General features: G+C 41.3%; 21 protein-coding genes. 5 read left to right on the forward strand and 16 right to left on the reverse strand.

Annotated features, from left to right (window positions below; translation table 11 throughout):
- Window positions 1-15: 15 nt before the first annotated feature.
- Together BR73_RS0100250 and BR73_RS0100255 are read right to left on the reverse strand one after the other, a co-directional pair.
- A complete protein-coding gene (locus tag BR73_RS0100250; RefSeq protein ID WP_033163921.1) occupies window positions 16-1299 on the reverse strand; it encodes a glycosyl transferase in 1284 nt (427 codons plus the stop codon).
- A gap of 13 nt (window positions 1300-1312) precedes the next feature.
- Window positions 1313-1651 (reverse strand): hypothetical protein, encoded by a 339-nt coding sequence (locus BR73_RS0100255; protein WP_242860591.1) that lies wholly within the window; start codon window positions 1649-1651, stop codon window positions 1313-1315.
- Window positions 1652-1818: 167 nt separating this feature from the next.
- Between BR73_RS0100255 and BR73_RS29250 the strand changes: the two genes are divergently transcribed.
- On the forward strand, window positions 1819-2850 hold the full coding sequence (locus BR73_RS29250) for a hypothetical protein (RefSeq protein ID WP_242860592.1): 1032 nt from the start codon (window positions 1819-1821) through the stop codon (window positions 2848-2850).
- Here BR73_RS29250 and BR73_RS0100265 read toward each other — a convergent pair.
- Genes BR73_RS0100265 through BR73_RS0100275 form a run of 3 tightly spaced genes read right to left on the reverse strand, consistent with a single transcriptional unit; the run spans window position 2845 to window position 3988 of the window.
- Window positions 2845-3426, reverse strand: a complete 582-nt coding sequence (locus BR73_RS0100265; protein WP_033163922.1) for a manganese catalase family protein — start codon at window positions 3424-3426, stop codon at window positions 2845-2847. The genes BR73_RS29250 and BR73_RS0100265 overlap by 6 nt on opposite strands.
- A gap of 2 nt (window positions 3427-3428) precedes the next feature.
- A complete protein-coding gene (locus BR73_RS0100270; protein WP_033163923.1) occupies window positions 3429-3686 on the reverse strand; it encodes a spore coat protein CotJB in 258 nt (85 codons plus the stop codon).
- Complete coding sequence (locus BR73_RS0100275) at window positions 3683-3988, reverse strand: spore coat associated protein CotJA (RefSeq protein WP_033163924.1); 306 nt, start codon at window positions 3986-3988, stop codon at window positions 3683-3685. The genes BR73_RS0100270 and BR73_RS0100275 overlap by 4 nt, the downstream gene beginning before the upstream one ends.
- Before the next feature lie 975 nt (window positions 3989-4963).
- Here BR73_RS0100275 and BR73_RS0100280 point away from each other — a divergent pair.
- Window positions 4964-6988: a DNA mismatch repair protein MutS gene (locus BR73_RS0100280; RefSeq protein ID WP_033163925.1), complete on the forward strand. Its 2025-nt coding sequence runs from the start codon at window positions 4964-4966 to the stop codon at window positions 6986-6988.
- A gap of 2 nt (window positions 6989-6990) precedes the next feature.
- On the opposite strand, the gene BR73_RS0100285 is transcribed toward BR73_RS0100280, so the two are convergent.
- Window positions 6991-8400 (reverse strand): HAMP domain-containing sensor histidine kinase, encoded by a 1410-nt coding sequence (locus BR73_RS0100285; RefSeq protein WP_033163926.1) that lies wholly within the window; start codon window positions 8398-8400, stop codon window positions 6991-6993.
- Between the two features lie 2 nt (window positions 8401-8402).
- A complete protein-coding gene (locus BR73_RS0100290; RefSeq protein ID WP_033163927.1) occupies window positions 8403-9095 on the reverse strand; it encodes a response regulator transcription factor in 693 nt (230 codons plus the stop codon).
- A gap of 454 nt (window positions 9096-9549) precedes the next feature.
- Here BR73_RS0100290 and BR73_RS0100295 point away from each other — a divergent pair, with 454 nt between their 5' ends.
- On the forward strand, window positions 9550-12237 hold the full coding sequence (locus BR73_RS0100295; protein WP_033163928.1) for a cation-translocating P-type ATPase: 2688 nt from the start codon (window positions 9550-9552) through the stop codon (window positions 12235-12237).
- 164 nt (window positions 12238-12401) lie between these two features.
- Here BR73_RS0100295 and BR73_RS0100300 read toward each other — a convergent pair whose 3' ends face one another.
- The 3 genes from BR73_RS0100300 to BR73_RS0100310 form a co-directional block, all read right to left on the reverse strand.
- Complete coding sequence (locus BR73_RS0100300; protein ID WP_081848479.1) at window positions 12402-13235, reverse strand: TerC/Alx family metal homeostasis membrane protein; 834 nt, start codon at window positions 13233-13235, stop codon at window positions 12402-12404.
- Between the two features lie 250 nt (window positions 13236-13485).
- Window positions 13486-14295 (reverse strand): polysaccharide deacetylase family protein, encoded by an 810-nt coding sequence (locus BR73_RS0100305; protein ID WP_033163929.1) that lies wholly within the window; start codon window positions 14293-14295, stop codon window positions 13486-13488.
- Window positions 14296-14478: 183 nt separating this feature from the next.
- Complete coding sequence (locus BR73_RS0100310) at window positions 14479-15693, reverse strand: MFS transporter (RefSeq protein WP_033163930.1); 1215 nt, start codon at window positions 15691-15693, stop codon at window positions 14479-14481.
- 497 nt (window positions 15694-16190) lie between these two features.
- Between BR73_RS0100310 and BR73_RS0100315 the strand changes: the two genes are divergently transcribed.
- Window positions 16191-16766 (forward strand): TetR/AcrR family transcriptional regulator, encoded by a 576-nt coding sequence (locus BR73_RS0100315; protein ID WP_033166923.1) that lies wholly within the window; start codon window positions 16191-16193, stop codon window positions 16764-16766.
- A gap of 203 nt (window positions 16767-16969) precedes the next feature.
- On the forward strand, window positions 16970-17665 hold the full coding sequence (locus BR73_RS0100320) for a YoaK family protein (RefSeq protein WP_242860593.1): 696 nt from the start codon (window positions 16970-16972) through the stop codon (window positions 17663-17665).
- A gap of 651 nt (window positions 17666-18316) precedes the next feature.
- Here the strand turns inward: BR73_RS0100320 and BR73_RS0100325 are convergent.
- From BR73_RS0100325 to BR73_RS0100350, 6 genes are all read right to left on the reverse strand, one after another.
- Window positions 18317-19468 carry a glycoside hydrolase family 88 protein gene (locus tag BR73_RS0100325; protein ID WP_033163931.1) on the reverse strand — a complete coding sequence of 384 codons (1152 nt, stop codon included), beginning with the start codon at window positions 19466-19468 and terminating at the stop codon, window positions 18317-18319.
- Window positions 19469-19920: 452 nt separating this feature from the next.
- Window positions 19921-21354 carry a glycosyl hydrolase family 28 protein gene (locus BR73_RS0100330; RefSeq protein ID WP_033163932.1) on the reverse strand — a complete coding sequence of 478 codons (1434 nt, stop codon included), beginning with the start codon at window positions 21352-21354 and terminating at the stop codon, window positions 19921-19923.
- Window positions 21355-21601: 247 nt separating this feature from the next.
- A complete protein-coding gene (locus tag BR73_RS0100335; RefSeq protein WP_051684861.1) occupies window positions 21602-23167 on the reverse strand; it encodes a DUF3502 domain-containing protein in 1566 nt (521 codons plus the stop codon).
- A 75-nt stretch (window positions 23168-23242) separates the two neighbouring features.
- The gene (locus BR73_RS0100340; protein ID WP_081848480.1) at window positions 23243-24163 is read right to left on the reverse strand and encodes a carbohydrate ABC transporter permease; all 921 of its coding nucleotides are present in this window, start codon (window positions 24161-24163) and stop codon (window positions 23243-23245) included.
- Window positions 24164-24289: 126 nt separating this feature from the next.
- The gene (locus tag BR73_RS0100345) at window positions 24290-25252 is read right to left on the reverse strand and encodes an ABC transporter permease subunit (RefSeq protein ID WP_242860594.1); all 963 of its coding nucleotides are present in this window, start codon (window positions 25250-25252) and stop codon (window positions 24290-24292) included.
- Window positions 25253-25479: 227 nt separating this feature from the next.
- Entirely contained in the window at window positions 25480-26445 is a 966-nt protein-coding gene (locus BR73_RS0100350) for a Na/Pi symporter (RefSeq protein WP_033163933.1), read from the reverse strand.
- Window positions 26446-26517 lie beyond the last annotated feature (72 nt).

Consider the following 26517-nt stretch of genomic DNA (forward strand, 5'->3'; position numbering starts at 1 on the left):
CTAGCAGGAAGCAGTTTATCCGGTAATCAACGGCTCAAGCTGATTCTTCCAAATCCATTCCGAGCTGTACCGTGCTCTTGTCATGGTTTTGGCAAAGAGCGACCTGTCTTCCCGCATCAGTTTATAAATCTCGGCCGCATGCTTCTCGTAATATGCTTTTTCCGACGGTACATAGGTCTCACTGGTCTGATAGCCGAAATTAACCGCGTCCCATTTCATAAAATACGCGTTTATGGATGTGCCGATTTCGTTTAAAGCAGGGACAGCTTGGTTGAGCACGATAAAATTGCCGCGGCTGGCGGCCTCAATCGCGGTAAGGGCGAATGTCTCCGAAAGTGAGGGACAAACAAACAGGTTGGATAAGGTGAACAGGTCGAGCACGCCCTGACGGGGAAAGCCCTGTGGATATCCATAGTCCGACGTAAAGATCATATTGTCGCCAGACAGCCCACATTGTTTTCCGATGGCGCGAACCGCCGCCTTATACACTTCCGGCTCAATGTCCGCGCTGGGGAAGTCGCATAAGACAACCTTGACCGTCCGTTCCGTCAGCTTGTGCATACAGCCCGCAAAGGCGGCCACCTTGTCAAATTTTTTTGCAAGCGTCAACCTACCTGGATAGACCATCAGCACATCGGGAGAGATTAGGTCCGTCCGGCTGTGGAGCTCCTGAACTTCCCTGCACAGGGAGCCTGTCAGGGGGATGGAGTTGTATACAACCCTGCACTGGCCTTCCGGCACGTCATACTGCCTGGCAAGCGCCGGGATTCCCGACGCGGTCGGATAAACAAACAGAGTATTGGGCATGGGAGAAAACCGTCCGCTCATCCCCTCTGGAATATTAAGCGGGCGGTACACAGGAAAGGAATGGCTGAACGCAAGAAATCGCACTTCACTCAAATTCTTCTGTGCTATGCGCAGAGCGATATTGTATACATAATTCCAACCGGTGTACAGGATATCATGCAGGATACAGACGTCCACGCCGGAAAGTGCCTTTTCAAAGGCCACCGCGGAAAACTCCGCTTCCTCGTAAAAGGAGTCATGGAGCTTCTCGTCAATCGTCTTATAATCAAAGAGCCGTATGGGACAACCATTTATTTCATTCGGGATCTTTACCCATTCTATTCGCTCGTCAAGAAAGATTCCGAATTTTTCAGAATCATCAAAATTCCCGTTCACGATCACCTTTACACCCATCCCGGATCTCAGCAGCATATATAATTGTTCCGCAACCACGTTGACGAGAGAGTAAGTAGTTGGCAGACTGCTGAACATGGTAAGAATTGCGACATTCATGGAACTTCCTCCCTTAAAGTACTGTAGTTGTCGTTGTAGTGGAGGTCGTAGAGGTCGTTGTTGTCGTGGAGGTTGTCGTCGTAGAAGTCAGATCAAACGAAAATAGTTCGAGTTTGGCTTGAAACATCATCTCAAGCCGTGTGATTGTGTTAACCATGAGCTCGACCGATTTATTTAGCTCAAGTAGTTGGTCAGGTGTCACGCCCTCACTTCCGATAATTGCCTGCATTTTCTCGCCTTCGGCGTTCATGATGTGAGACAGAGCAGTCTCCTGTAATGCGATGGATTGTATTAAATCCGTAATAGCCTGTTCCCTTGTTCCGTCGCCTGACGTTATAACGGGCATTCCCATAAATCTCATCTCCTTTTATATTTAGAAGCCTTAAAGCTTATTTGCCTCTATATTATATGTAGGAGCTCTTTAAATAGTTCATACTGCCCTGTTCCCAATATCCACACTGTGCATATAATAGAAGGGTATAAAATATTTGTGCGCCTATATCGAGGGGGGAGATAGGAATGAACACATTGGTACCGTGCGCTGTACATTCGCTTCCTACAGACTGCTGCATGAGTTACAAAGGGATGGCATTTGAAGGTTGTTTCTTTTATCTGACCATGCCGAAAAGCTGTACTATTCAAAAGCTTAATAAGGATTTCACGCCAGTCGGCTGCGTAAAGGTCTGCAGACCATACAGCACTATCTGTTATGACAGTACGGAAAATTGCTTTTGGGCATCCGTCAATAACAGCAGCCAGATATTTAAACTTGACCATTGCCTGAATGAGATTGATTACATACAGATTAACCTGTGTGAAGAAGAATGTTCCAAAATTGTGGGACTTTCCTACAATTGCGAAAACGATACCCTGCTCATCGTTTTTTCGTCCTTTATCGCAGAGGTCTCAAAGGACGGCTGCGTCGTTCGCAATCTGCAGACATCCTGTGAGGGACATTACACTGCTGTACTGTCGATTGCTCCATATTATGTTACTGTCCACCTATGCGAACACACACAGACCATATCATTTTTTTCCAACGACGGCTGCCTGATAAAGAGCTTTTGTTTTCCAATTGTATATGTTATAGAGAGTATTCTGCTTGATTCCTGCCAGAAAAAAGATAATAAGGAGCTTGCTTTTATCATTTTGGCAACGAAACATTGCCGGTATCCACGGCTGATACAATGTGAAATAGATGCCTGCGATATGGAACTGTGTTGCTGTAATTATGAAATTTGCTGCTTCCCCTGCGATGAAGAGGATGAAAAGGATAGATGCTCGTGCGATCTGATTGAATCCATCGCGCTGGTGGAAGCTGCCCTGTCCCATATTCTAAACGCGGAGGGGGAGAAGCTCCAAAGGGCTGTTGAACTCTCGTGCAATGTCTCCGACTTGCTGGAAATTAACAGGACTGTAAATAAGACCCTTATGAATGTCACCCAACTTGAGCATGTTCTCTACTCAAAGTTGGACACAATAAACTCTCTTTGCCCAAGAATTTGCGCACCAGATAGAGTCAATGAGAAAAAGGTAACGAGTGAATCATAAATATCCACTGCTTTTGTATGCTTTTTTATTACTTGATATCGCACGTTTTGTTTCACCAAATCTCTGGAAGTGAACAATTTCTCTTTCCCTTAAAAATCTGATGGGATCAATTACATCGGGGTCTTTGATCATACGAAGGATATTGTCATAGGTGGTTCTGGCTTTCTGCTCCGCTGCCATATCCTCATGAAGGTCTGTAATCGGATCACCCTTTGACTGGAATACGGTTGCGCTAAAAGGAGTTCCGCTTGCTGCCTGAGGCCAGAGTCCAACGGTGTGGTCAACGAAATAGGTATCAAAACCGGAAGCTTTGATTTCTTCTATGGTGAGATTTCTGGTCAGCTGGTGAACGATGGCACAGATAATTTCCATATGTGCCAGCTCTTCTGTTCCGATATCTGTTAATATTCCCTTTACTTCATTATAAGGCATTACATATCTCTGAGAGAGGTAACGCTGAGATGCTGCCAGCTCGCCGTCCGGACCGCCAAACTGCGTAATTATGAACTTTGCAGTTGAAGCATTAGGAGTTTTAATATTTACAGGGTATTGAAGTCTCTTTTCATAAGTCCACATAATCAGCACTCTCCTTCCCATGGCCATGGATCATTAATCCAAGTCCACATATTGGAGGGCGCTACATCATAGGCTGATATTGGACCATAACAGTCTCTGTATTCCTCCATGGCTTCTGTTCTAATCTGCCTATATATTTGAAAATATTCTAAAGCTTCTTTATCACAAGGGTGAGTATCCAGAAACAGCCTAGCATCATCAAGAGCAAAGCTGGCTTCAGTAATAATGCACATCAATTGATCTCTGCTTTTACTCGTCATGGTCTGCCACCTCTTCCTCCGCATTTATTACCTGCTGCAAGAAAAGGCAGATCCAATTCCTGAAAAATTGTACCAACCTGTAAAGCCATTCCTGTATCGTAGATATTTCTCCACTTCTGCATAGGAACATAGGACATTGCCAAAGGCAATTTGTCAAGACATTTATCAACACTGCCTATATTGTCACAACCGCCTTTTACAGCTTCCAAAACTGGTGTAACCCCGCAGCCACATTGCTGGTTCTGATTGTAGCCCATGTTTCTGCCACCGTGAGGGTACATCGGACGTCTGTAGTTATCCATCTGGTAAACTCCTTTATAAGATATATATTATCTTATGAAAGCTACCTGAGTTGGTGACATTTCTTTGTTATTTACAACACAAATATACCTGTTAAATTAAACTGGAATCTATCGGATTATTCATAACGAACCACAAGCAGCCCTTAGTTATCCTTCTCTTTAAGTTATAAAACAGACCACTTTAGAACTAAATGATAATGCTTAAATTTATATATTCAAAAAATATCTCCTTCCACCCTCTTTACAATTTTCGGATAACGTGATATTATGTCACCATAAAACAAGAATTGAAAGGATGGTTTTGATGTCGGTATTATTTGTAAGTGAGGTTCGTGCCAACTAGCACGTAACTGAATATTGGTAGAGCAAGGATTGATTATGAAACCGGAGCTTCCCTTAAAATATTAAAGAGCTCGGTTTATTTGTGTTACATGTTTCTTTATCTTTCAGTGCTTACCTTCATTACAGAATATACTCATCTGCCATCATTATATAAACAGGAACCATAACAGGTTCTTATCCTTGGTATGCCGCGGGAAATTCCGCCTTTTATACAGCCCTGATCAGGACTTTTATAAAAGTAACATATCCATAACTATATAAAGGCTGGCGTAGCAGTTTATTGCTACGCTTTTTTTATACCCACAGGGAGTTTTTCTGTTGCTGTGAGTTGAATTTTAGACTATAGAAGCTTAAATACTGTATTTTATGCAAGTATTTATTTACTCAAAGACTATTAATTCAATTTACGGGATTCCTGTGGGTATTTTTATATAATTATTAAACAGGGTTCTACTTCTTAAATAGGCATGGCAACTGCTGAACCGATATAACATAATTTATGCTTCCGGATAAAAGACAGATAGTAATATCTATTTGCAACTGTAAGCGCGGTAAATACCATACAGGCAAACAGTAAGGTTGTATGCTTGTCAATCAAAAAAAGGAAGCCCTGTACTCAGAAAGGATTATAACATGTTTGAAAAAACTTCTCATACTTTGGAATTTGATACAATAAAGACGATGCTGAGCGAAAGAGCCGTTTCCGATATTGGAAAACAAAAGCTGTTGGCTCTCACCCCTTACCTCTCACTCTCAGAGGTCAATGCTAAAATCAAAGAAACTACAGAGGCCAAAGCTATCCTTACGGCTCTTGGAACACCTCCCCTTCCCTCCATGAAGGATATCCCACAGCTTCTGGAACTGGCTGCTCTTGGCAGTATGCTGCTGCCGGAACAGTTACTATTTATCTCACAGTTTCTGACTGCAACCAAACGAGTGAAGACCTATCTGTTAAAGGCTGAATTCCTGCAGACAGAAATTGCCTATTACGGCAACTCCTTTGCAGATCTTTCTTCACTCACAGAGGAAATAAGCCGCTGCTTAAGAGGTACCAGGGTAGAAGACGATGCCTCCAAGGAACTAAAGGGAATCAGACGCAAAATGGAACAGATACAGACGGAAATCAGAACGAAGCTGGAAAATCTGCTTCGAAGCAAAAAAGACTGGTTCTCCGAAAATTATATATCCAATCGAAACGGACATTATGTACTTCCTGTGAAGAAGGAATACAAGAACCAGATAGGCGGCTCCACCCTGGATGTATCCTCCACCGGCGCCACCTGCTTTATCGTGCCGAATGCAGTGCTTAAACTGGAAGAGGAATTGTCCTTAAAGAAAATACTGGAGGATAACGAAATAAGACGTATCTTGTATGAACTCACCGGCATGGTAGCAGATGCCGCTGCTGAAATAAATCTGAATATGCAGGCAATAGAGACTCTGGACCTCCTGTTTGCCAAAGCAAAGTTAAGCGTGGATATGAAAGGTGTACCTGCACTTATGAACCATGAGAGAAGAATTTCTATTGTAAATGGGAGACACCCCTTACTCAATCCGAAGGACTGTGTACCATTAAATTTCTCAATAGGCAACCATATTCAGGGCATTGTAATAACAGGACCTAATACAGGCGGTAAGACCGTGTCCTTAAAAACCGTTGGGCTCTTGTCTCTAATGGCACAGAGCGGTCTTCATGTCCCTTGCGAGGAAGCAGAACTATGCATGAATAATGGAATTTTCTGCGATATCGGAGATGGCCAGAGTATTACGGAGAACCTCTCCACCTTCTCTTCTCATATTACGAATATCATTCAGATCCTCCGGCAGTCCGACAATGAAAGCCTGGTGCTTCTGGATGAACTGGGTTCCGGAACAGACCCCGCAGAAGGTATGGGTATTGCTATTGCAATTCTTGAGGAGCTGCGTGAGAAAAACTGCATCTTTGTTGCTACCACCCATTACCCGGAAGTAAAAGAGTATGCAGCAAGAACCAAAGGCCTGATAAACGCCAGAATGGCTTTTGACAAGGAAAGCTTAAAACCCTTATATAGACTGGAAATCGGAGAGGCCGGAGAGAGCTGCGCTCTATATATTGCAAGACGACTTGGACTGCCGGAAAAAATGCTGACAAGAGCTTACCAGGAGGCATATTCCACCTCTGTTTACGGTAAAGCCCAATCCTCCGGACACACAGAATACACAGGCTTTATAAATACCGCTGCAGGTGAATCAGGCACCACTAATCAATTACCTGACACACTGCCCGAAACAACTGCAGCTTCACCTGAAAGTACTGCATATACACCCCTTCCAAGGGTTCAGGGTCTGCCCAAAGAGACTTCCGTAAAGAAATCTCCTGCTTCATCGAAATTCACTTTAGGAGACAGTGTAATGGTTTATCCTCAGAAGAAAATAGGTATCGTGTTTAAGCCCTCCGACGAAAAAGGTTTTATTGGGGTCCAGCTGCAGAAAAAGAAGGAATTCATCAACCACAAAAGGCTCAAGCTCATCTCCCCTGCTTCTGAGATGTATCCGCCGGATTACGACTTTTCCATTGTATTTGATTCCGTTGCCAACAGAAAAGCCAGACATCAGATGGATAAGAAACACCAGCCGGGACTTGAGATACGGTATCCCTCTGATAAGGAAAGCAGGTAGCTCTAACCCTGAGGCAGTGTGATTGTAAATTCCGTACCTTCACCGTATTTACTGTTTACCATGATGCTGCCTCCATGGGCTTTAATAATCGCCTCTGTGATGGCAAGGCCTATTCCTGCACCGCCGGTATTTCTGTTTCTGGATTTATCCGCGCGGTAAAACCGCTCAAAGATATGGGGCAGATCAACCTCTGATATCCCCATTCCGGTATCTGTTACTCGTATAATTGCCTGTTTTTCTTCTTTTCCAAAGGTTATATTAATCTCTGCTCCTTTGTCGGAATATTTTACGGCATTGGAGAGGAGATTATTTAGCACCTGACAGATCTTATCCTTATCTGCATAGAGCATGTCATCTTTTACACCCTCAGAAGACATGGGTACATTCAATCGTATGGTCATATTCTTTTCAACAATATCATTCTCATAGTTATGAATCATTCTGCCTGCCAGCTTCTGAAATTCGAATTCCTCCAGATGCAGGATGATATTCTTATCTTCTATTACAGACAGATCTTCTATGCTGCCGATTAATTTTTTTATCCTGAGAATTTCTTCATAGCAGCTCTCAAGTCTTTCTGTACTGAGCTCCCAAACACCGTCCAGCATAGCCTCCATATGTCCCTGCACGGAAGTAAGGGGGGTACGCAGCTCATGGGCCACATCCTGGGTTAGCTGTTTTCGAAGCCTGTCCTTATCTGACAGGGCTTCTGATAATTGATTCATGGTATCTGCCAGTATCTTAATTTCTCTGGTATTTACCTCCTCCGTAATCCTTCCTCTGTATTCCCCCTTAGCGAGAGCCAGTGCCTTTTCCGATATTTTGATCAGTGGACTGCTTAATCTGGCGGACATGAATATTCCAAGAGCAAAAGCAAGCAGCAGTGATGCTGCTCCTGTAAATAACAGAATAGAATTCAAAGCCTTTATAAAGATCAGCTCTTCATCATTAAAATAATACGGACCCATAAAGCCTGTAGTAAGTACTCCAATCTCACTATTCTTTAGCTTTAGCGCATAGGTACGCTCTTCATATTTTCCATCCCATTTATTGGAATAGCTGGACATATTTATGGTCATGTTCTGTATCATTGCCTGACAGAGCCCGTTATTATGCTCATAAGCAGACCATACTGTTTTATTACTGTTGTCTTTTATAACTACTGTCATACCATTCTGCAAGGCGTTCATCCCAATGAGATCCAGATAGTGGCTGCTAAATCCACCCTCCTCCTCGTATTTCAACTGAATCAAATTAACAATTTCTGCAGTCTCTTTCTCCTGCTTCTGGATGGCATAACGCTTGAACTGATTTTTTATACCTACGTTGGCAAACAGGATGGCGAAACCGATACTTGCAATTACAATAATAATATAGGATACAGTCAACCTCTGTTTCAGGGAATATTTCAACTTCAGTCACCTCCAAATCTGTAGCCAACACCTCTTATTGTCAGAATATAATCCGGTTCCTTGGGATTAAGCTCAATCTTAGATCTCAGGTTTTTTATGTGTGAATCAATGGTTCGGTCAAACCCGGCATAATCTCCGTCAAAGGCTATCAGTATTAACTCCTCTCTGGTAAATACCTTGGTTGGTCGTTTGGCAAGGGTCGTAAGAAGCTTGAATTCGCTGGGCGTTAATACCACATCTTCTCCGTTTTTCTGTACTCTGTAATCCTTCTGATTGATTACCAGCCTGCCCTTACGAAAGACAAGGACTTCTTCCTCCTCCTTTAAACTTCTGCGAAACAGGGCATTTACCCTGGCAACCATCTGCCTTGGGCTGAAGGGTTTTGTGATATAATCATCTGCGCCTATCTCCAGTCCGTGAATCACATTCTCCTCACTGCTCTTAGCCGTTAATATAATTACAGGAATGGAAGAATTCCTTCTTAGCTCCTTAAGGATTGACTCACCACTTTTATCCGGAAGCATCAAATCAAGTAACAGCATGTCCGGTTTCTCGTCTTCAAGCTTCTCCTCTGCTTCTTTCCCTGAACAGGCTTTTATTACCTCGTAGCCGCTGGTTAAAAGGTAGGGTTCTATAAATTCCATGATTTTAGCTTCATCTTCAACCACTAATATCTTCTTTCTGCTCTCTTCCACAAGAATACTCCTTTTCTCAAATGTTCGCTGTGCATCCTCCTGTAAATAACCCGGAAGTGTGATTCGCCAGTGCGCTATATTAACATTTCTCTATGCAGTATACTCCATAATCTCTATCCAGAGCAAGTCTGTCTTATTCTATCTTACTATTGTGGATTTTCCGTGGAGACTGGTTCGTGGCTACCTTATGATTTTTCCTGAAAATCAATGCCTAAGATTATTGACTTTTTTAGCTTATGAAAATTTTTTGACCGGACTTATTTCCCACTTTTTCTAATTATTACTAATCTAATCAAATTTTAACTGTACTGTTTTTCCATTTCATAGTACAATTATTCTTCGAAGAATATTCTTAATGATATTAGAAAAAACTAGATTTAAACCATTTTAACATCCGCAGGCTTATGTCCTCCGCCTGAATAAACCTGATGGATAGAAAAAGAGAGGTGTTTTTATGTGGTTTTCAAAACCCCCAGAGGAAGCTCTGAAAGAGCTTAATGTAAACCCATCCCAAGGACTTAGTTCCGCGGAAGCAGGCAGCAGGCTGGAAAAATACGGTCCCAATAAGTTAAAAGGCAAACCTGGTAAGAGCCTGTTTGCCAAATTTCTGGCCCAGTTACAGGATATGCTTATTTACGTACTTTTAGGTGCTGCAGTAATCACTGTATTCATCAGGGAATATGCGGATGCTGTTATTATCTTACTGGTAGTTATTTTAAATGCCGTTATTGGTGTTGTACAGGAGTCAAAGGCCGAGAAAGCGGTGGAAGCCCTGCAGAAAATGACTACTCCCAAATCCCTTGTTCGCCGTGATGGTGAAGTGAAAGAAATAAACTCAGAAGACGTTGTCCCGGGTGATATTATTATTCTTGATGCCGGAAGATTCATTCCAGCCGATATAAGGCTCATTGAAAGCGCCAATCTGCAGATTGAAGAATCCGCTCTTACCGGGGAGTCCGTACCTGTTACAAAAGATTTCTCTGCTCTTTTTCCCGACCCCAAAACTCCTATCGGGGATAAAGCCAATATGGCCTTTATGTCAACCTTAGTTACCTACGGCCGAGGTGAAGGTGTTGTAGTGGAAACCGCTATGGAAACTGAAATTGGTAAGATTGCCAAGATTCTTGATGAAGATAACGACGAACTTACTCCTTTACAGAAACGTCTGGATGAACTGGGTAAAACCTTGGGATATATCGCAATCGGTATCTGTGTTCTGATATTTGCTATTGCACTTTTCCAGAAACGTGATTTATTTGAAATGTTCCTGACCGCCATCAGTCTAGCAGTTGCCGCCATTCCGGAAGGCCTTGCTGCCATCGTTGCAATCGTATTGGCTCTCGGTGTAACCAGGATGTCTAAAATCAATGCTATTGTTAAGAAGCTTCCGGCAGTTGAGACCTTAGGTTCTGTAAATATTATCTGTTCTGATAAGACTGGTACTTTAACCCAGAATAAGATGACAGTTGTTAAGACCCATACCTTAAGTAATCAAAAGGACCTTCCTGTGAATATGGGAACTTTATCCCCGGACGCAGATGAGAAAGAACTGGTTCGCTCATTTGTATTATGCTCCGATGCCACTTATGAGAACGGCACCGGCACCGGTGATCCTACGGAAGTTGCACTTGTTGTTATGGGTGAACGTTTTGGCCTGCCTAAGAACGTTCTCAACAATTCTCATAAACGAGTAGGTGAAAAACCCTTTGATTCTGACAGAAAGCTTATGTCAACCCTGAATGAAGAAAACGGCAAATACCGTGTTCATACCAAAGGTGCTATTGACAACCTGTTAAGACTTTCAACAAATGCGCTGGTAAACGGCCAGATTGTTCCAATAACAGAGGATATTAAGAAAAATTTATTAAATGCGGCAGAAGAAATGTCTGATGCTGCACTCCGTGTATTGGGTGTTGCTTTTAAGGACACAGATTCTGTCATAGATGCGGAGGAAATGGAGAAAGAGCTGACAATTGCAGGTATTGTCGGTATGATCGATCCTCCCAGACTGGAAGTAAAAGATTCCATCAAAGAGGCCAAAGCAGCCGGTATCACTCCTATTATGATAACCGGTGACCATAAGAATACAGCAGTTGCCATAGCAAAAGAACTTGGTATTGCGGAGTCCATTGATCAGAGCTTGACCGGTGCTGAAATCGATGAGATGTCCGATGAGGAATTTTCCAATAAGATTAATGATTACAGGGTATTTGCAAGGGTTTCACCCGAACATAAGGTTAAGATCGTAAGAGCCTTTAAGTCCCACGGAAATATCGTATCCATGACAGGTGACGGTGTAAACGATGCTCCTTCCTTAAAATATGCTGATATCGGTGTAGCTATGGGTATTACCGGAACAGATGTGGCAAAGGGTGCCAGTGATATGATTCTTACAGATGATAACTTTACCACCATCGTAAATGCCATAGAAGAAGGAAGAAACATCTATAATAACATTAAGAAGTCTGTTATCTTCCTCTTATCCTGTAACTTAGGTGAGGTAGTTGCCATCCTCTTTTCCATCCTGTTCTTCTGGCCGGTGCCTCTGGCAGCTACTCAGCTGTTATGGATTAACCTTATTACCGATTCCCTTCCTGCCATTGCCCTTGGTGTGGACCCTGGCGATAAGGATGTTATGAAACGCAAGCCCAGAAACCCGAAGCAGAGCTTCTTTGCAGAAGGCTCCGGCACACGTGCTATTATAGGTGGTCTTTTAATCGGTCTTCTGACCCTGGCTGCCTTTTATTATGGTATGTATGAGCATGGCTATAATATTTTTAGCGGTCTTGCTAAAGATATTACGGAATCTGCTGATTATAATACTGCTTTGATCTATGCAAGAACCATGGCCTTTGTCGTACTGGCAGCTTCTCAGCTGTTCTACTCTCTGTCCATGAGAAATCCTGAGAAAACTATTTTCCAGATTGGTTTCTTCAGTAATAAGTTCTTACTCGGTGCAATTGTTGTAGGCCTTCTTTTACAGGAACTTGTAATTTCAATTCCTTTTCTTGCAAAGGCTTTCGGCGTACACAACTTAAGCCTGATGGATTGGGGAATTGTGATTGTATTTGCACTTATACCTTTTGTCGTTAACGAATTAATCAAGGTATTTGGCAGAGCTGCGAGGAAAGCAAGTAATTAACTTTCATTATAGGATTATTGGATTATAAGAGCTCTCGTTATCCATTAAGGATAAATGATATTTATATCATAATACAAGCAGAAGCTGTAAGGTTTCTTATACATTTTCGTAAGGCAATGTATATCAGGAAACCAAACAGCTTCTTTTTTTTAAGCAAGGTAGTATTAGTTTATCCTCATATCCCCTTTGCCTGTTATTACAGATGCCAACACACTGATTGACAGTATCGCAAAGATTATACCCAGTGACAGCTCCGTGGGTATTTCCACATGGAAGGTTAAGGCAGCCAGCTTTATTCCTGTAAAAATGAGGATGAAAGCAACTCCATGTTTTACATACTTAAAGGTCTCGTGAAGCTTTCCAAGTACAAAATAGAAGCTTCTAAGTCCTAATATCGCAAAGATATTTGAGGTGTATACAATAAAAGGATCTGTAGTTATGGAAAATATGGCCGGGATAGAATCTATGGCGAATAAGATATCCGTAAATTCTATGATCAATAAAATTGCAAACAGGGGAGTCGCATGAAGTGCATTATTTTTCTTTACAAAGAAACGGTCTCCCTCTAGTGTGTCTGTAATCGGTATGATACCGCCAAGTACCTTTATAATCTTACTTTCTTTGAAATTATCCTTTTCTTCCTGTTTGTAAGCCATATTTATGCCACTTACAATTAATATACCGCCAAATATGTACAGAACCCATTCAAATTTGTTTACGATGGTCACTCCAAGTAATATGAACAGCAACCGTAATACAATTGCCCCAAAGATTCCGTAATTCAGTACACGCCTTTGTGAGGACTGTCTGATTCCGAAGCTGGAAAATACCATTAGAAACAGGAACAGGTTATCAATACTCAAGGTCTGTTCAATCACATAACCGCCCAGGAACTCCATTGCCTTTTCTTTTCCTAAAAAGATATAGATTCCCAAATTAAAACATAGTGATAAGCCAATCCAGAAAAGTACCCAGGACAGCGCCTTTTTCGTTGATATGATTTTATTGGGTACATTATCGTTATATCGTAACTGTTGTATTTGATTTTCTTTAATAGTCTACACGGCCTTTTTATTCTGTCTCTCTAAGAAAGTATGCGTATACCTTGCGTTTCATTCCTCACATAAGTTGCTGTACCAATAAAGATTACTTCATCTGCCATCAGGGTTTTCAGACTGTTTTATTTAAAAATGTTTTCCTCTGATCTTCCTTCCTGCTTCAATCTTTATACACACCCTGTTATAAGTGTTAATTGCCTGCTACAATATCATCCAGTACACCAAAGGTATAACCCATCTCTTCCCACTTTGTAAGCAGTTCATCCATAATAGCTCCGTTGGTTTTAGACGTACTATGCAGCAGAACAATTGCACCTGGATGGATTCTTCCAAGTAATTTCTTAAATGCCTCTTCCTTGGTGGGTTGTTTATCCTGATACCAGTCTACATAAGCAAGACTCCAAAAGAAGGTTTTGTAACCCATGTCTTTAGCCATTTCAAGATTCTTGGTGCTGTATTTCCCCTGAGGTGGCCTATAATATTTTGTCATCTTCTGACCGGTTACAGCTTCATATTCTGTCTCCAGACTGGTAATTTCCTTCTCGAAAGCTTCTTTGGAAGATATACTGGACATATTGGGATGATTATATGTATGATTTGCCACATGATGCCCCTCTTCCACCATCTGCTTAACAAGCTCCGGACTGGTCTTAATATAATTGCCTACTATAAAAAAGGTAGCATGGGCATTGTGTTTCTTAAGTGCTTCTAAAATAGCTGGTGTATTTCCGTTCTCATATCCCGCGTCAAAAGTCAGGTAAATTACTTTCTTCCCCGTATCCCCTATGTAATAGGTATCGTATTTTTTAAGCTCCTCTGATGTGACATTGCCGGTGGGGGGCTGACCTTCCGTATGAAATCCCAGTCCCCAGTTAGCTTCTTCTTTTACTGCATTCTTTCCGGCAGCCTGAACCAGCATGGCTATACCGCCGCCGAAGAAGTAAGCACCGATTAAGAATACTGCTATAATAATTATTTTTTTGTATGAAATATTTCTCAAGACAAACTCCTGAACCCTTTTTATACAATATATAACAAGACAAACTTGCCCATTCCATTATAAATTGTCCTTTTTTGCTTTTTATACTATCTTAATAATTAATTGGTTAATTTGAGCTCCAATTAAGTCTATCGTATATCTGCTTCTGCATAAATAATAAGCCATCCAATTATCTCTCAATTCTTATTTAATATTTTTTTCTCTATTTCTCTTTTTACTTTCCGTCAGATAATAGATAAACCCTATTACCGGCAATACCAGACCTATGATAGATGCCAGCTTCCAGCTTCCTTGCGCATATGCCCAGCCGCCAAGAGCAGAACCGAGAGCACCTCCAAGAAAGAATACTGCCATAAAGATACCGTTTACTCTGCCCCTTATCTCATCTCCCAGGGCATAAACTTCCTGCTGACCGAGTACAAGATTTCCAGAAACGGACATATCTAATAACACTGCTGATATACAGAAGATTACAAGTGAAACCATGTGATTTCCATTCTCAAGCACGTGGGTAAAAGCAAAGGCAAAAGCTGCAATTAGAAAAGCTGCACCCGTAAGTTTCCGGCTTAATCCCCTGTCTGCCAGTCTTCCGGCTATTGGTGCCGCGATAGCTCCCGCTACTCCTACAAAACCAAATACGGCGATTTCTCTTTGCGATAATCCATAATTTTTGGAAAGCCATAAGGGTACTACTGTCCAGAATAAGCTGAAGCTGCCAAAAAGTGCTGCCTGGTAAAAGGCTCTTCTCCGAAGTACAGGTTTGCTCTTGAACAATACAAAGAGGGATTTCAGTATTTCTGTGTATTTTTCATTTGCTACCGGTACTCTTTTCGGGAGAAATAACCGAAGCAGCAAAACAAGAAGTGTTATGATAACAGCGGATATTATAAATACTGCTCTCCAGTTTATTAGATCTGTTATCAGGCTGGAAGCGGGTCTTGCAAGCATAATGCCAAGCAAAAGTCCGCTCATGACATTTCCCACGATACTTCCTCTTTGCTCCGGGGGTGCCATATGAGCAGCCAAAGGCACCAATATCTGCGCTGCAGCAGAGCCAAGACCAATCAATACGGCTGCTGCAAAAAATATCGCAGAATTTGCAGCAGTTCCCGCTCCCAGCAAGCCAAGGAGAGCTACTGCAAGTATGGTGACAACCAGCTTCCGGTTCTCCAGCAGATCGCTTAAAGGTACCAGCAGTAACAAACCGGCTGCATAGCCTAATTGTGTCATAGTGACAATAAAACCTGCCATATCAGAGGATATCCCTGTTGAACTGCTGATTGGCCCTACCAGGGGTTGTGCGTAATAAAGATTTGCTACGATCAGTCCGCATGCTGCTGCAAGAAACAAAACAAGCCAGCCAGGGATTCTTTTTTCCATATTATTTTCTGTTTTCATAGTAATCTGCCTTTCTTAACGAATCTTTTTGATTCACCTTTTATATTATTTCAGTTTAATGCTAAAAACATTTACTAAACGTTCCGTTTACAAATTATATATTAAACGCATCGTTTAGTTTTGTCAATACTTTTTTTTAAAGAAATTTTATAGTATAATAAACGTATCGTTTTTTAATAGAAAGACCTGACTAAATAGCACTCTTCTCTGTAACCAATCTTGGAATGTTTATTCCATACTAGATAGATTTACAGGTGAACCCATTAAAAAGGTAACTTGCAGATAAGTGTAAGACCTGACAGCTTCACGCAGAAGCTAAAACGATTACAGAGGTTGCTCAATATGAACTCCTTCAAGAATTGATGGAGCTGCTAACAAGCGGAATTATGCAGGGTGTAGTGAATGAAAATATATAAGAAAGGCTGCCACAGCAAGCTTCCTTCATCGCTTATCACGTGGCACCCAGGTGCGCCTGGGATATGAAAATTGGTATTGATATGGATAAGAAATTAGGTCGTCCCCGTAGTGAAGAAACAAAAAAAGCTATTCTGACAGCGGCTTATGAACTGTTGTCGGAAAATGGCTTTGATGCCGTTACCATTGAAGGCATCGCTGAAAGAGCAGGTGTAAGCAAAGCTACCATATACAAGTGGTGGCCTGGCAAAGCCGCTGTAGTACTGGATGGTTATTTTGCTGCTACCGAGTTACTTCTGCCGGTGCCTGATACTGGTTCTGTTAAGGAAGATTTATTCCAGCAGTTTAACAATCTCTCTTCCTTTATTACCAGTCCAAAAGGAAAAATGATTACAGAGCTTATTGCAGCCGGGCAATTCAACCCTGGAATTGCAGAAGAATACCGGGTACGCTTCTTTAACCCTCGCAGGCACATCTCAAGGGGAATTTTAGAACGTGGAATAGCAAGAGGAGAATTAAGAAAAGATCTGGACCTGGAACGCAGCATTGATCTTATCTTTGCACCATTGTTTTATCGTCTGCTGATAACAGGTGATTCTTTGGATTCTGCTTTCATCAGAGAACTCATAAACGATATTATTAAAGGTCTTGGACAATAAATTTAATATATTATTGCTCCTAATGTATCAGTACAACAAACAATTAATACCGGTTAGCCGGTATTAATATTCAGATGTACCAGCGCATGTTTGAAATGGGAGGCCACAAACATTTTCAAACACACTCTGGTAACTATACCTCTTGGAATGGAGTGAATAACACAAATATTATGTTGACATATATACAAAGAAACGCTAAATTTATGCAGTCAATGTTCTTCGGAATGATACTTACCATGGCCGGCGGTTTTATGGATGTCTACTCCTATATGGTTCATGGAGGCGTATTTGCCACCGGGCAGACCGGTAACTTTGTACTTGTGGGAGTTTATCTTATCCAAAAAGACTACAAGCAGATGATTCATGCCCTGATTCCAATCCTATCCTTCTGGTTAGGTGTATTCATAGCTCTCCATATGTATTATTTTCTAAAGGAGAAAGTTCCCTTATGGAATAAGGGAATACTGGTACTGGAAGTTCTAGTGCTCTTTACAGCAGGTCTGCTCCCCGCCTCTTTTCCTGATATGGCGGCTAACATACTGGTTTCCTTTGCTGCTTCCTTGCAATTCTGCACTTTTCGTACCTTTGGAAAAGGCGATAACTATTCCAGCGTATTTTGTACCGGAAATATGCGCTCCTGTGCAGAAAACTACTATAAATGGCTGGTAAGAAAAGAGTCCAAATTCAAAAGAAGTGCTATCGGCTATTCCTTTATCCTGATATCCTTCTTCACAGGAGTTGCCATGGGGGGTCTAAGCTCAAAATTCTTACAGGAAAAAGCCATCTGGATAATAGCCCTGCTGCTTCTTGGTGTTTTGATTCCTCCCTTTGTTTCAGAAAGAATTGCAGCAAAGAATGCCTCTGCTCTAGCAAAAAAGGGTGAAAATCAAATTCCTTAATAATGAGAAGCTACTTTCTTCTAGTGAATAAAGAAGCTGCAGACCCCTTCTCTCAAAGCTGTCTAAATATCGACAGATATTTGATGAAGAAAGTCCTGCAGCTTCTTTTTATTTATCAAAATATTATTCATTCATAAATTTCTAGCCTAAACTATAACATTGATTTTGATGTTAATATAACACCAGTTTTATAATGCAGTTATATAATGCTGTTATATAATGAAGTTTTATAATGCAGTTTAATAATGCAGTTTAATAATGCAGTTTTATATTTTTAATAATGAAGGCTATATTTCAGTTTTTAATTACTAGAGAGTCAAAAGTTCCAGTTGATTAAACATGCTAAAGTTAATTTCTCTTTTTCTCTTATACGATTTCAGGAAAAATGCACAAAACAGAAAGAGCGAATGCGCCTATGGAAAGGGATTAGAAGTCCTTTTCTCTGAATGTTTTGTGCTATATTTTAAAACAGATTGTTTGAGCGTAGCGAGTTATCTGTTTTAGAATATGCCCAGCACAAAATATTCAGAGAATTAGGACTTCTTAACCCTTGGAATGAAGCGTGAGTCTTTCTGTTTTGTGCATTTTTCCGTCCGTATGACAACATAAAAGAACCGACTCAACTCAATATAAATATCTTCTAATTATTAACTACCACAAAAAGATATCCTCACCCTTAAGCTTAAATATAGCCTCCATAAAATAATAATCAGCATAGATAATATTCATATGCTTGTTGGTGTGGTAAGCTTCTGAACAGTTCTCAACGATACCATCACTGTCCTCTGTCCAATTACATCTCTTTTCTTCCAGAGCCTTTAACATCTTTAGGGCTGCTCCCAGATACAGATCTTTCTCATGTTCTCCCACTGCCCTGGAGATCTCAATTAATCCGCAGGCTGCTATTGCTGCTGCGCAGGAATCCTCCCAGATATCTTCCTTCGGTTGTCTGAAATCAATGGGGATAAGTCCACTCTCAGGGATATTTGCTATAAAATAATGAGCAACCCTTTTCGCAGTATCCAGATAGGCAGGATTTTTGGTATGCATATAACTTAAAATAAAACCATAAAGTGCCCAGGACTGGCCTCTGGTCCAGGAGGAACCTTTTTCATATCCCTGCCCTCCATGGGTGTCGATCTTTCCGCCCACTTCGGCATCAAACTCTACGATATGTTCACTGGAACCATCAGGTCTTATGAAATTCTCCATCGCCGTATTCGCATGCATTACAGCGATGTGGCGGAATCTGGGATCTCCGGTTTCTTCAGAAGCCCAGTGCAACAAAGGAATATTCATCATACAATCAATGATTGCCCAGCCTTTATTATTATCACTACCCCACTCATTCCAGGCACGTATATACTTTCCTACCGGATTAAAACGCCCTGCCAACAGGTTTGCTACATGCAGCCCTCTTTTTTTAGATTCCTTGTTTCCTGTGAGCCTGTAATTAGCCACTGCTGTCAGCAGCCACATAAAACCAACATCATGATGAAGCCCGTAATAATCCTCTATACACTGATCCAGCTTCTCCTCGTTGAATCTTGCGATATCAGCATACTTTTCTTCTTTCGTTTCATGATACATAAGCCACATCATTCCGCCCCAGAAACCATTGGTCCACCAGTTTAAGCCTTCTGATATACGATAGGGTTTATCACTGGAATCATAACTGTCATATGTGCCGTTAACTGTTGTATAAGGAATTTTCTCCTTTGATTTTTCACTGACCCAGGCCATTTTATGATTGATTTTTTCTGCTGTGGCTTCAACCCACTTTTTATCCTTCTCCGTTAACATAACGAACCTCCATAAACTTGCTATAAGTATCCGGTTACTGTCATAATATACTACCTTTACCACTCTGAGAAATATCGCTGTCTGAAAAATATAAAAAAATAATTTATTAGGATATACAGAATTCCCTGCAAGGATAAGTTCTTCTATTGTTGTAAGATAGGCAATTATCTGCAGGCATCATAGCAGTAACGATAAAAATGACCGGACATACCATATTTATTGTTATCATATATAGACTACCCTTTTTCCGGTATCCGGACAATGCCTTATCATGCTATACACTGATTAATCCTGCTTTTTTATCTGTTAAAGTTTCCTGTTCCATTTTGTACGTCTAATAATCAGTCTGATAAACCATTCAATTTAGTATACTTGCTTTATGTCGTCCAGCATCCATTGGCCGCTTTTCTTTCAGAAAATCTGAAGTACTTGCTCACCATCTTTTCAGACAGCTATAGCAACCTGATATCATAAGCATAATTACCGGTCTCAATATTTGCTTCTTCAAGGGCACTAACTCTCTGACCATTTATGACTAGATTATCAAATGCTACATCCTTTACATGGAACTCCTCGCTGTAGCCCTTAATCTGGGAGGTAACTTCCCCCTTCCCGTTATAATAAATATCCTGAAAAGAAATATGTTCTATCCTCCTGCCCGGTGCAGGATTATAATCCGGATTGTATTTCACCTGAACGTCCAGTAGTTTCCCATGCTTAAAAGGCTCTATCCTTATGTTTTTATAACAGATATTCCTTACAGTATTTTTATCTCCCGGATTAATTGTCATACAGCCAAGGTAGCCGGCCTGGTATTCATTGTGCTCCAGAATATCGATATCTTCAAAGCTGATACCTTCAATCACATCTCCCTCATCTTCATGATTTCCATGAGTACCGATATTTAGAGGATGCGCTACATCTGCCCAGACTGTGAGCCCTTTCACTGATATATTTTTGGAATCTCCCCTATACTCCCAACGGCTTCCATAGATTGCAACACAATCATCGGAATTTCTAAGAAAACCACCCTGTATCCTGATGTTCTCACTGCTCATAATATCAATGCCGTCACTCCAGCCTTCACAGCTGAAGGCTTTAATATTATTTATCTCAACCTCTTTACAGCCGCCAATGTAGACCGTATAATGAGGTGGATTGATAAATATGATATCCTCAAGACATATATTTTTAGCAAAGCTTAACCGCAGCCCGTTGATGCCGCTATAACGGTGAAAATCCCTCTGGCAGATAACGCCTCTTCCATAAATATGAATATTCTCTGTATGTGAGCAAATAAAGGCTCCGGCGATAACAGCTCCTCCGGCCAGATATATATTAGTATCAGAAGGCAGTCTGAGGGCAGTTTCTCTGAGGTAGTAGTGTCCTGGCTCAATATAGAGAGTTCTTCCCTTTGGCATTTCCGCCAGCCTTTTCATGACTTCGCTTCCAAACCCGTTAAGCCGGTTTAAGCTGCCGGAGATCACCAGTGTATTTTCGCTCTTTTTATCCGGTATCTTTGTTTCTATCGCTCCGGCAAACAGGTGTAAATTATGTCTTCTGTCCTCATTAAATTCAATGGAAAGATTGACCGGCTTATCAATTGTAAAACGGAGAATCTTCGTATCACAACTGTAAGGAATACGAAGAGAAAGGGGGCGGATATCAACCTGATAAATATACCAGGGGCCTGAGATCTCCACTTCTGCCTCTCCCTCAAAATCAAAATAAGCCATAGAGGCATTCTGCACGTCATGCATATCTACTTTAACCTGATAAGTCGAAAGTTCAACGAAGTCCTCCTCTCCCATCGCTCTCACTCTGACCTTATAAGCTTTCTCCAATATGACATCATCCGGTACCGGATGGGTTATTATCCTATTCATTTGCCATTTCTCCTTTCTGGTCCTCTGTTTAAACACTTAGTTTATAAATCAGCTCTGGGCTTCTAATTTCATGCTTCTAATCCTGATTCAAGTCAAAAGCCCTGTTTCCATATATTTCAGGCGAATTGCACCAAAAGGAAGGAACGAATATGCTTGATTCTCTGTTCCCAAATTGGAATTTTTAAAGGCAACAAGTAAGGGTTGCTGCAACCAATTAGAAATTGCATCAACCCTTTATTCCTACAATTTATTTAGCTGCATTAAATGCATCCCATTGTTTCTTTAATTCTGTGAAATAAGTCTGGAATCCTGCTTTTTCATACTGCGCTTTTACGTTGGCAATATCTCCGTCAATATCCTTTGTGATACCGTTTACCAAAGGCAGCATATACTGTGCCTTCACAGTCTCCATTGCAGCAATTTCAGTGGAAAGCTCAGAGACATTAAAGGTAAACCCTGCTTTGGGACTGGGTATGTAGCCGTTTGCTTCCAGGAGTTTATTACCTTTTTCTATATATTTATCAGTAAGTGCCTGCCAGTCAGGATTAACACTCTTAATCTGGTAATCCATGTAACCGTCTACTAATCCAGTCCAGCTGGGTTTAATATTTTCCTGGGCGATATCTGCTACACTGGGAATACCGTCCACCATCTTATAATTTTCACCCTCTACACCGTAGCGAAGCAGGTCATAATAGGTTCTGTCCGTATGAGCTTTTTCAATAAATTTAACAGCTATTTCCGGATACTTGCACTGAGCAGCCACTGATATTGCGGTTGCACTGGAGTAATCAGGAATATAAGCCACATGAGTCTCCGGGTTATCCAGTCCATAATCAAAAAATCCAAGCTTCCAGTCCGGATGTTCGCTGTAAAGACCGGGAATCCAGTTACCACTGGCACTCCAGAAAGGAGTATTGGTCTCTGCCGGTTTCTTATCTGCCTTGAAGAGCTCATACCCTTTTGTTCCTTCATTTCCGGAGGCTGCCAGAATATCATGATCAATAATGCCGTCATTGTACCATTTCTGTGCGTACTCTATAATCTGCTTAAATTCCGGTGTATCGAAAATGCTCACTATATTAGAAGGATTATTATATTCAAACCATACATACTGACTGTCATCCAGTTGTCCGTATTTTGCGCCTGCAAGCATAAGCCAGAGGCTGGTCCAGATTCGGTTATCGGTTATCAGAGAGGTATCCTTATATCTTTCATCTGCTTTTGCGGCATAAAGGTACTGCTCCATGGTCTCAAGGCTGTTGATTTCAGGAAGTCCCCACTCAACCCTCAAATCATCACGGTAGATAAAACCCTCACCGGCACCGCCTTCTGCTTTACCGAATTGTGGTATTCCATATAAATGACCGTCAATCTCGCACATTTTCAGAGCATTGTCAGATGCTTGTTTATAATGTGCCACCAGGTCTGGTACCAGTTCAAGATAGGGATTTAAATCCAGGAAAGCATTCTTTGCTGCCGTAGCTTTATAGTCCGAGAAATTACCGCCTACATAGAGGTCATATTCACCGGAGGCAATATTTAAATTGATCTTGTTTTTCTCATCACCCCAGGGTATAAAATCAAATCTTACCTTGCAGCCTAAATCTTTTACCGTAAGGGCGTCCAGCTCTTTATAGAACTTATCCATGCCTCCTGCCGGTTCATTTCCCATGGTAAAGCCTTTTAAAGTAACAATCTTCTCCTCATCTTTTGTTGCTGTTTCCTTGTCTTCGGACTTGCAGGCACCTAAGGATATCATCATTACAGCTGCCAGCCCGAATGCCACTAACTTTTTGCCGAATTTCTTCATAAAAACCTCCTATACATTTTTATAGATTTATTTTTACAGCAGCCTATCGGTAGATAGGCTGCTGTGAAAAGCTTACTAACCTTTGACACCACCAACAATCAGACCGCCGGTAAAATATTTCTGTACAAAAGGATAGAAAATCAATACCGGACCGGTTGCAAGCATTGCCGTTGCTAACTTCATGGTTTCACTGGGCATCTGCAGCCCCGGTGTTGCCAGTCCCTGCTCGCTGAACATCTTCTCCACGTTCTGCAGCATATTGTAAAGCAGGTATTGCAGGGTATACATATCCGCATCCTTGATATAAAGATTACAGCGATACCATTCATTCCAATAACCCAAGGCCAGAAAGAGTCCAATGGTTGCGATTGCTGGTTTTGCCAGGGGCATCATAACCCTGTGGTAGATGGTGAAATCTCCTGCACCGTCTATTCTTGCCGATTCCATTAAGGCATCGGGAACACTTTTTAAGAAATTTCGGAATAAAAAAATGTTAAAAGGATTCATAATAGAGGGCAGAATCAGTACCAAAATATTATTGTTCAAATGCAGTATATTAACATTTACTAAATAAGCAGGTATCATACCGGCACTGAACAGGGTGGTAAAGTAGATAAAAAACGCTGCTACATTACGGTATTTAAAGTCCTGTCTGGATAACACAAAGCCGCTCATGGAGGTGGTCAGCAGACCAAGGCTTGTACCAACCAAAGTGATAAAAATGGTCACAAGATAGGCTTTTGGTATCTTATTGCCTAACCGAAGTACGGTCTTATAGGCATTCAGGGTGAAATCCTGGGGCAGAATCGAATAGCCGTTAACAGCAATTGCAGACTCGGAACTAAAGGAGCCTGAGAGAATCAATAGAAAAGGAACCACACAGGCAATGGTTATCAGTGTAATAAGTGTCATGGCCACTATTTGAAACAGCTTATCCGTAAAGCTGTGTTTGATGTGTACTGTATGATTTGTTGTAAAACTGTTTTTATGTTTCATAATTTATACCCATTGCATACCGCAGGCTGTCCTGCAATGCTGCCACAAATAATAAGGAGTGAACGAATCTCAATGTGACATCCTTTCAATTTATAATTTTCTTTCACTCTTACCTCTCATTTTCTGCTAGAACAATGCATTATCAGGACTTAACTTCTTGACCACCGTATTCACCACCAGAATCAGCACAAAACCAAAGATAGACTGATACATACCGGCGGCACTTCCAAGTCCCATATTAAAATTTACCGCCAGGGAACGGTAAACATAGGTATCAATAATGTCAGTTGCATTTAACAGAAGCCCGTTATTTCCGATAATCTGATAAAACAGATCAAAGGAACCTTTTAAGATACCGCCAAGAGATAATAAGACTAACATAATTACAGTCGGTTTCAAAAGTGGCAGGGTAATGTATTTGATACGTTTCCAGTTAGAGGCTCCGTCAACGTAAGCCGCCTCATAAATGCTCTCATCAATACCAAGAATAGCCGCCAGGTACACCACGACACCATACCCAAGTCCCTTCCAAACATTTATAATGACAATAATAACCGGCCACACACCCGGATTCTGATAAAAATCATATTTCTCAAGTCCCATGGAGACAAGGAAATTGTTAACAGTACCATAGTTGTAATTAAAGAGATTATATGTAATAACACCAACAATAACCATGGATACGAAATAAGGCATTAACATCAGGGTCTGAGAAACCTTCACAAAATATTTACGCTGGATCTCCTTTAACAATACTGCCACGGCTATCTGACACAGATTGCCCAGAGCAATAAAAGCCACGTTGTAGAGAATGGTATTTCTGGTGAGCCGCCAGATAATAGAATCCGCTCCTCCCCGAAACAGGAATTCAAAGTTCTTAAACCCAACAAAAGGACTTCGTAAGCCCTGCATAAAATCGTAATTCACAAAGGCATAATACAAGCCCGGCATAGGAAGATAGGCAAATAAGAGAAAGAACACCACCATGGGAATGAGCATAAAATAATAGGTTTTATGCCTGCGAAAGTCCAAGAACCACTTTTTCTTAATAGGCCTCTGGCTGCTGTATGTAATAGTCTTTCCTTTCATTTCAATATCCTTTCTTTTTAGTCTGAAACTATCATACCACCTGAAAGGATACCATTATAGGATACTTTTTCAAGAATAAGGGTAATTTTCAAAGAACCAAGGGTGTATTTGAAAACTGCCTGTACCCCTTTTAAAGGCATTCTGCTTTGCAGAAAACAAGGTGCTATTTTAAATACAAGGTGTCACGAAGTTGCAAGGCGATGCATAAGAAAAGGTACAAGGAGTTTTTAATTACACCCTCTATGAGACTTATCTGGTAAGAGAAAATAAAGAAAACGTACATAATATTTTGATATTGGCAGAAATAACAGAGCACTGACCAGGTTAAAAATTGTATGCGTATTTGCTATAAGCCTGGTGTTGTCCTGTCCTAAAGCCTTCGTACTCGCCAGTACCAAATCACAGAACTGGGGCAGGATAAGAAATACCAGCACGACGCCAAAGACATTGTACAGGGTATGCGCCAGGGCTACCCGCTTACCGGCTGTTCCGGACTTTAAGCTGGCAACCTGAGCCGTAATGCAGCTTCCGATATTATCCCCCAGTGTTAGCGCCACCGCGGAAGCAAAGGGCAGCAAGCCATTGTTAAACAGCAGAATGGTCATTCCAACAGTAGCACTGCTGCTTTGGGCCAGCATGGTAAAGAATACACCTGCAAGAAGGCATAATATAACATTCTCCGAGTGTTCCATAAGCCACTGGGAAAGCAGCGGATTTCCTTTCAGGATCATGACACTTTTACCCATAAGGCTCAGTCCCGAGAAAAGGAGCCCTACACCTACCAGTACATGCCCTGCAGTTTTTAGTTTATGTAGTGTGCCAAAGCTTAAGATACAACCGGCTATCAGAATATGCCAGGCATAGCGGTTAATCTGAAAACTCATGAATTGCGCAGTAAAGGTTGTGCCGATATTGGCTCCATAAATAATTGCAACCGCACTTTCCAGTCTCATAATGCCGGAATCCACAAAGCTGACCGTTAATATGGTAACTGCTGTACTGCTTTGCACCAGTGCCGTAAGGGAAATACCGGTAAGAAAAGAGGTCCATTTGTTTCTGGAAAACAGACTCATGGTCTTATGCAGTAGCTTTGAGTTCGCTTGTTCCAGTGTTCTCCCCATAGTACCGACACCGGTTATGATTAACAGAGAACCGGTAATAAGGTTCATTATAATAGTTGCAATTTCCAGCATGCTGATCTCCTATAAACTTATATACTCTAACATATTATCAGCTTGCCGGTATTAATATTACTTTCTGCAACA

Origin of the sequence: Clostridium sp. KNHs205, assembly GCF_000702945.1 — a bacterium.
Taxonomy (GTDB): Bacteria; Bacillota; Clostridia; order Lachnospirales; family Lachnospiraceae; genus Anaerocolumna.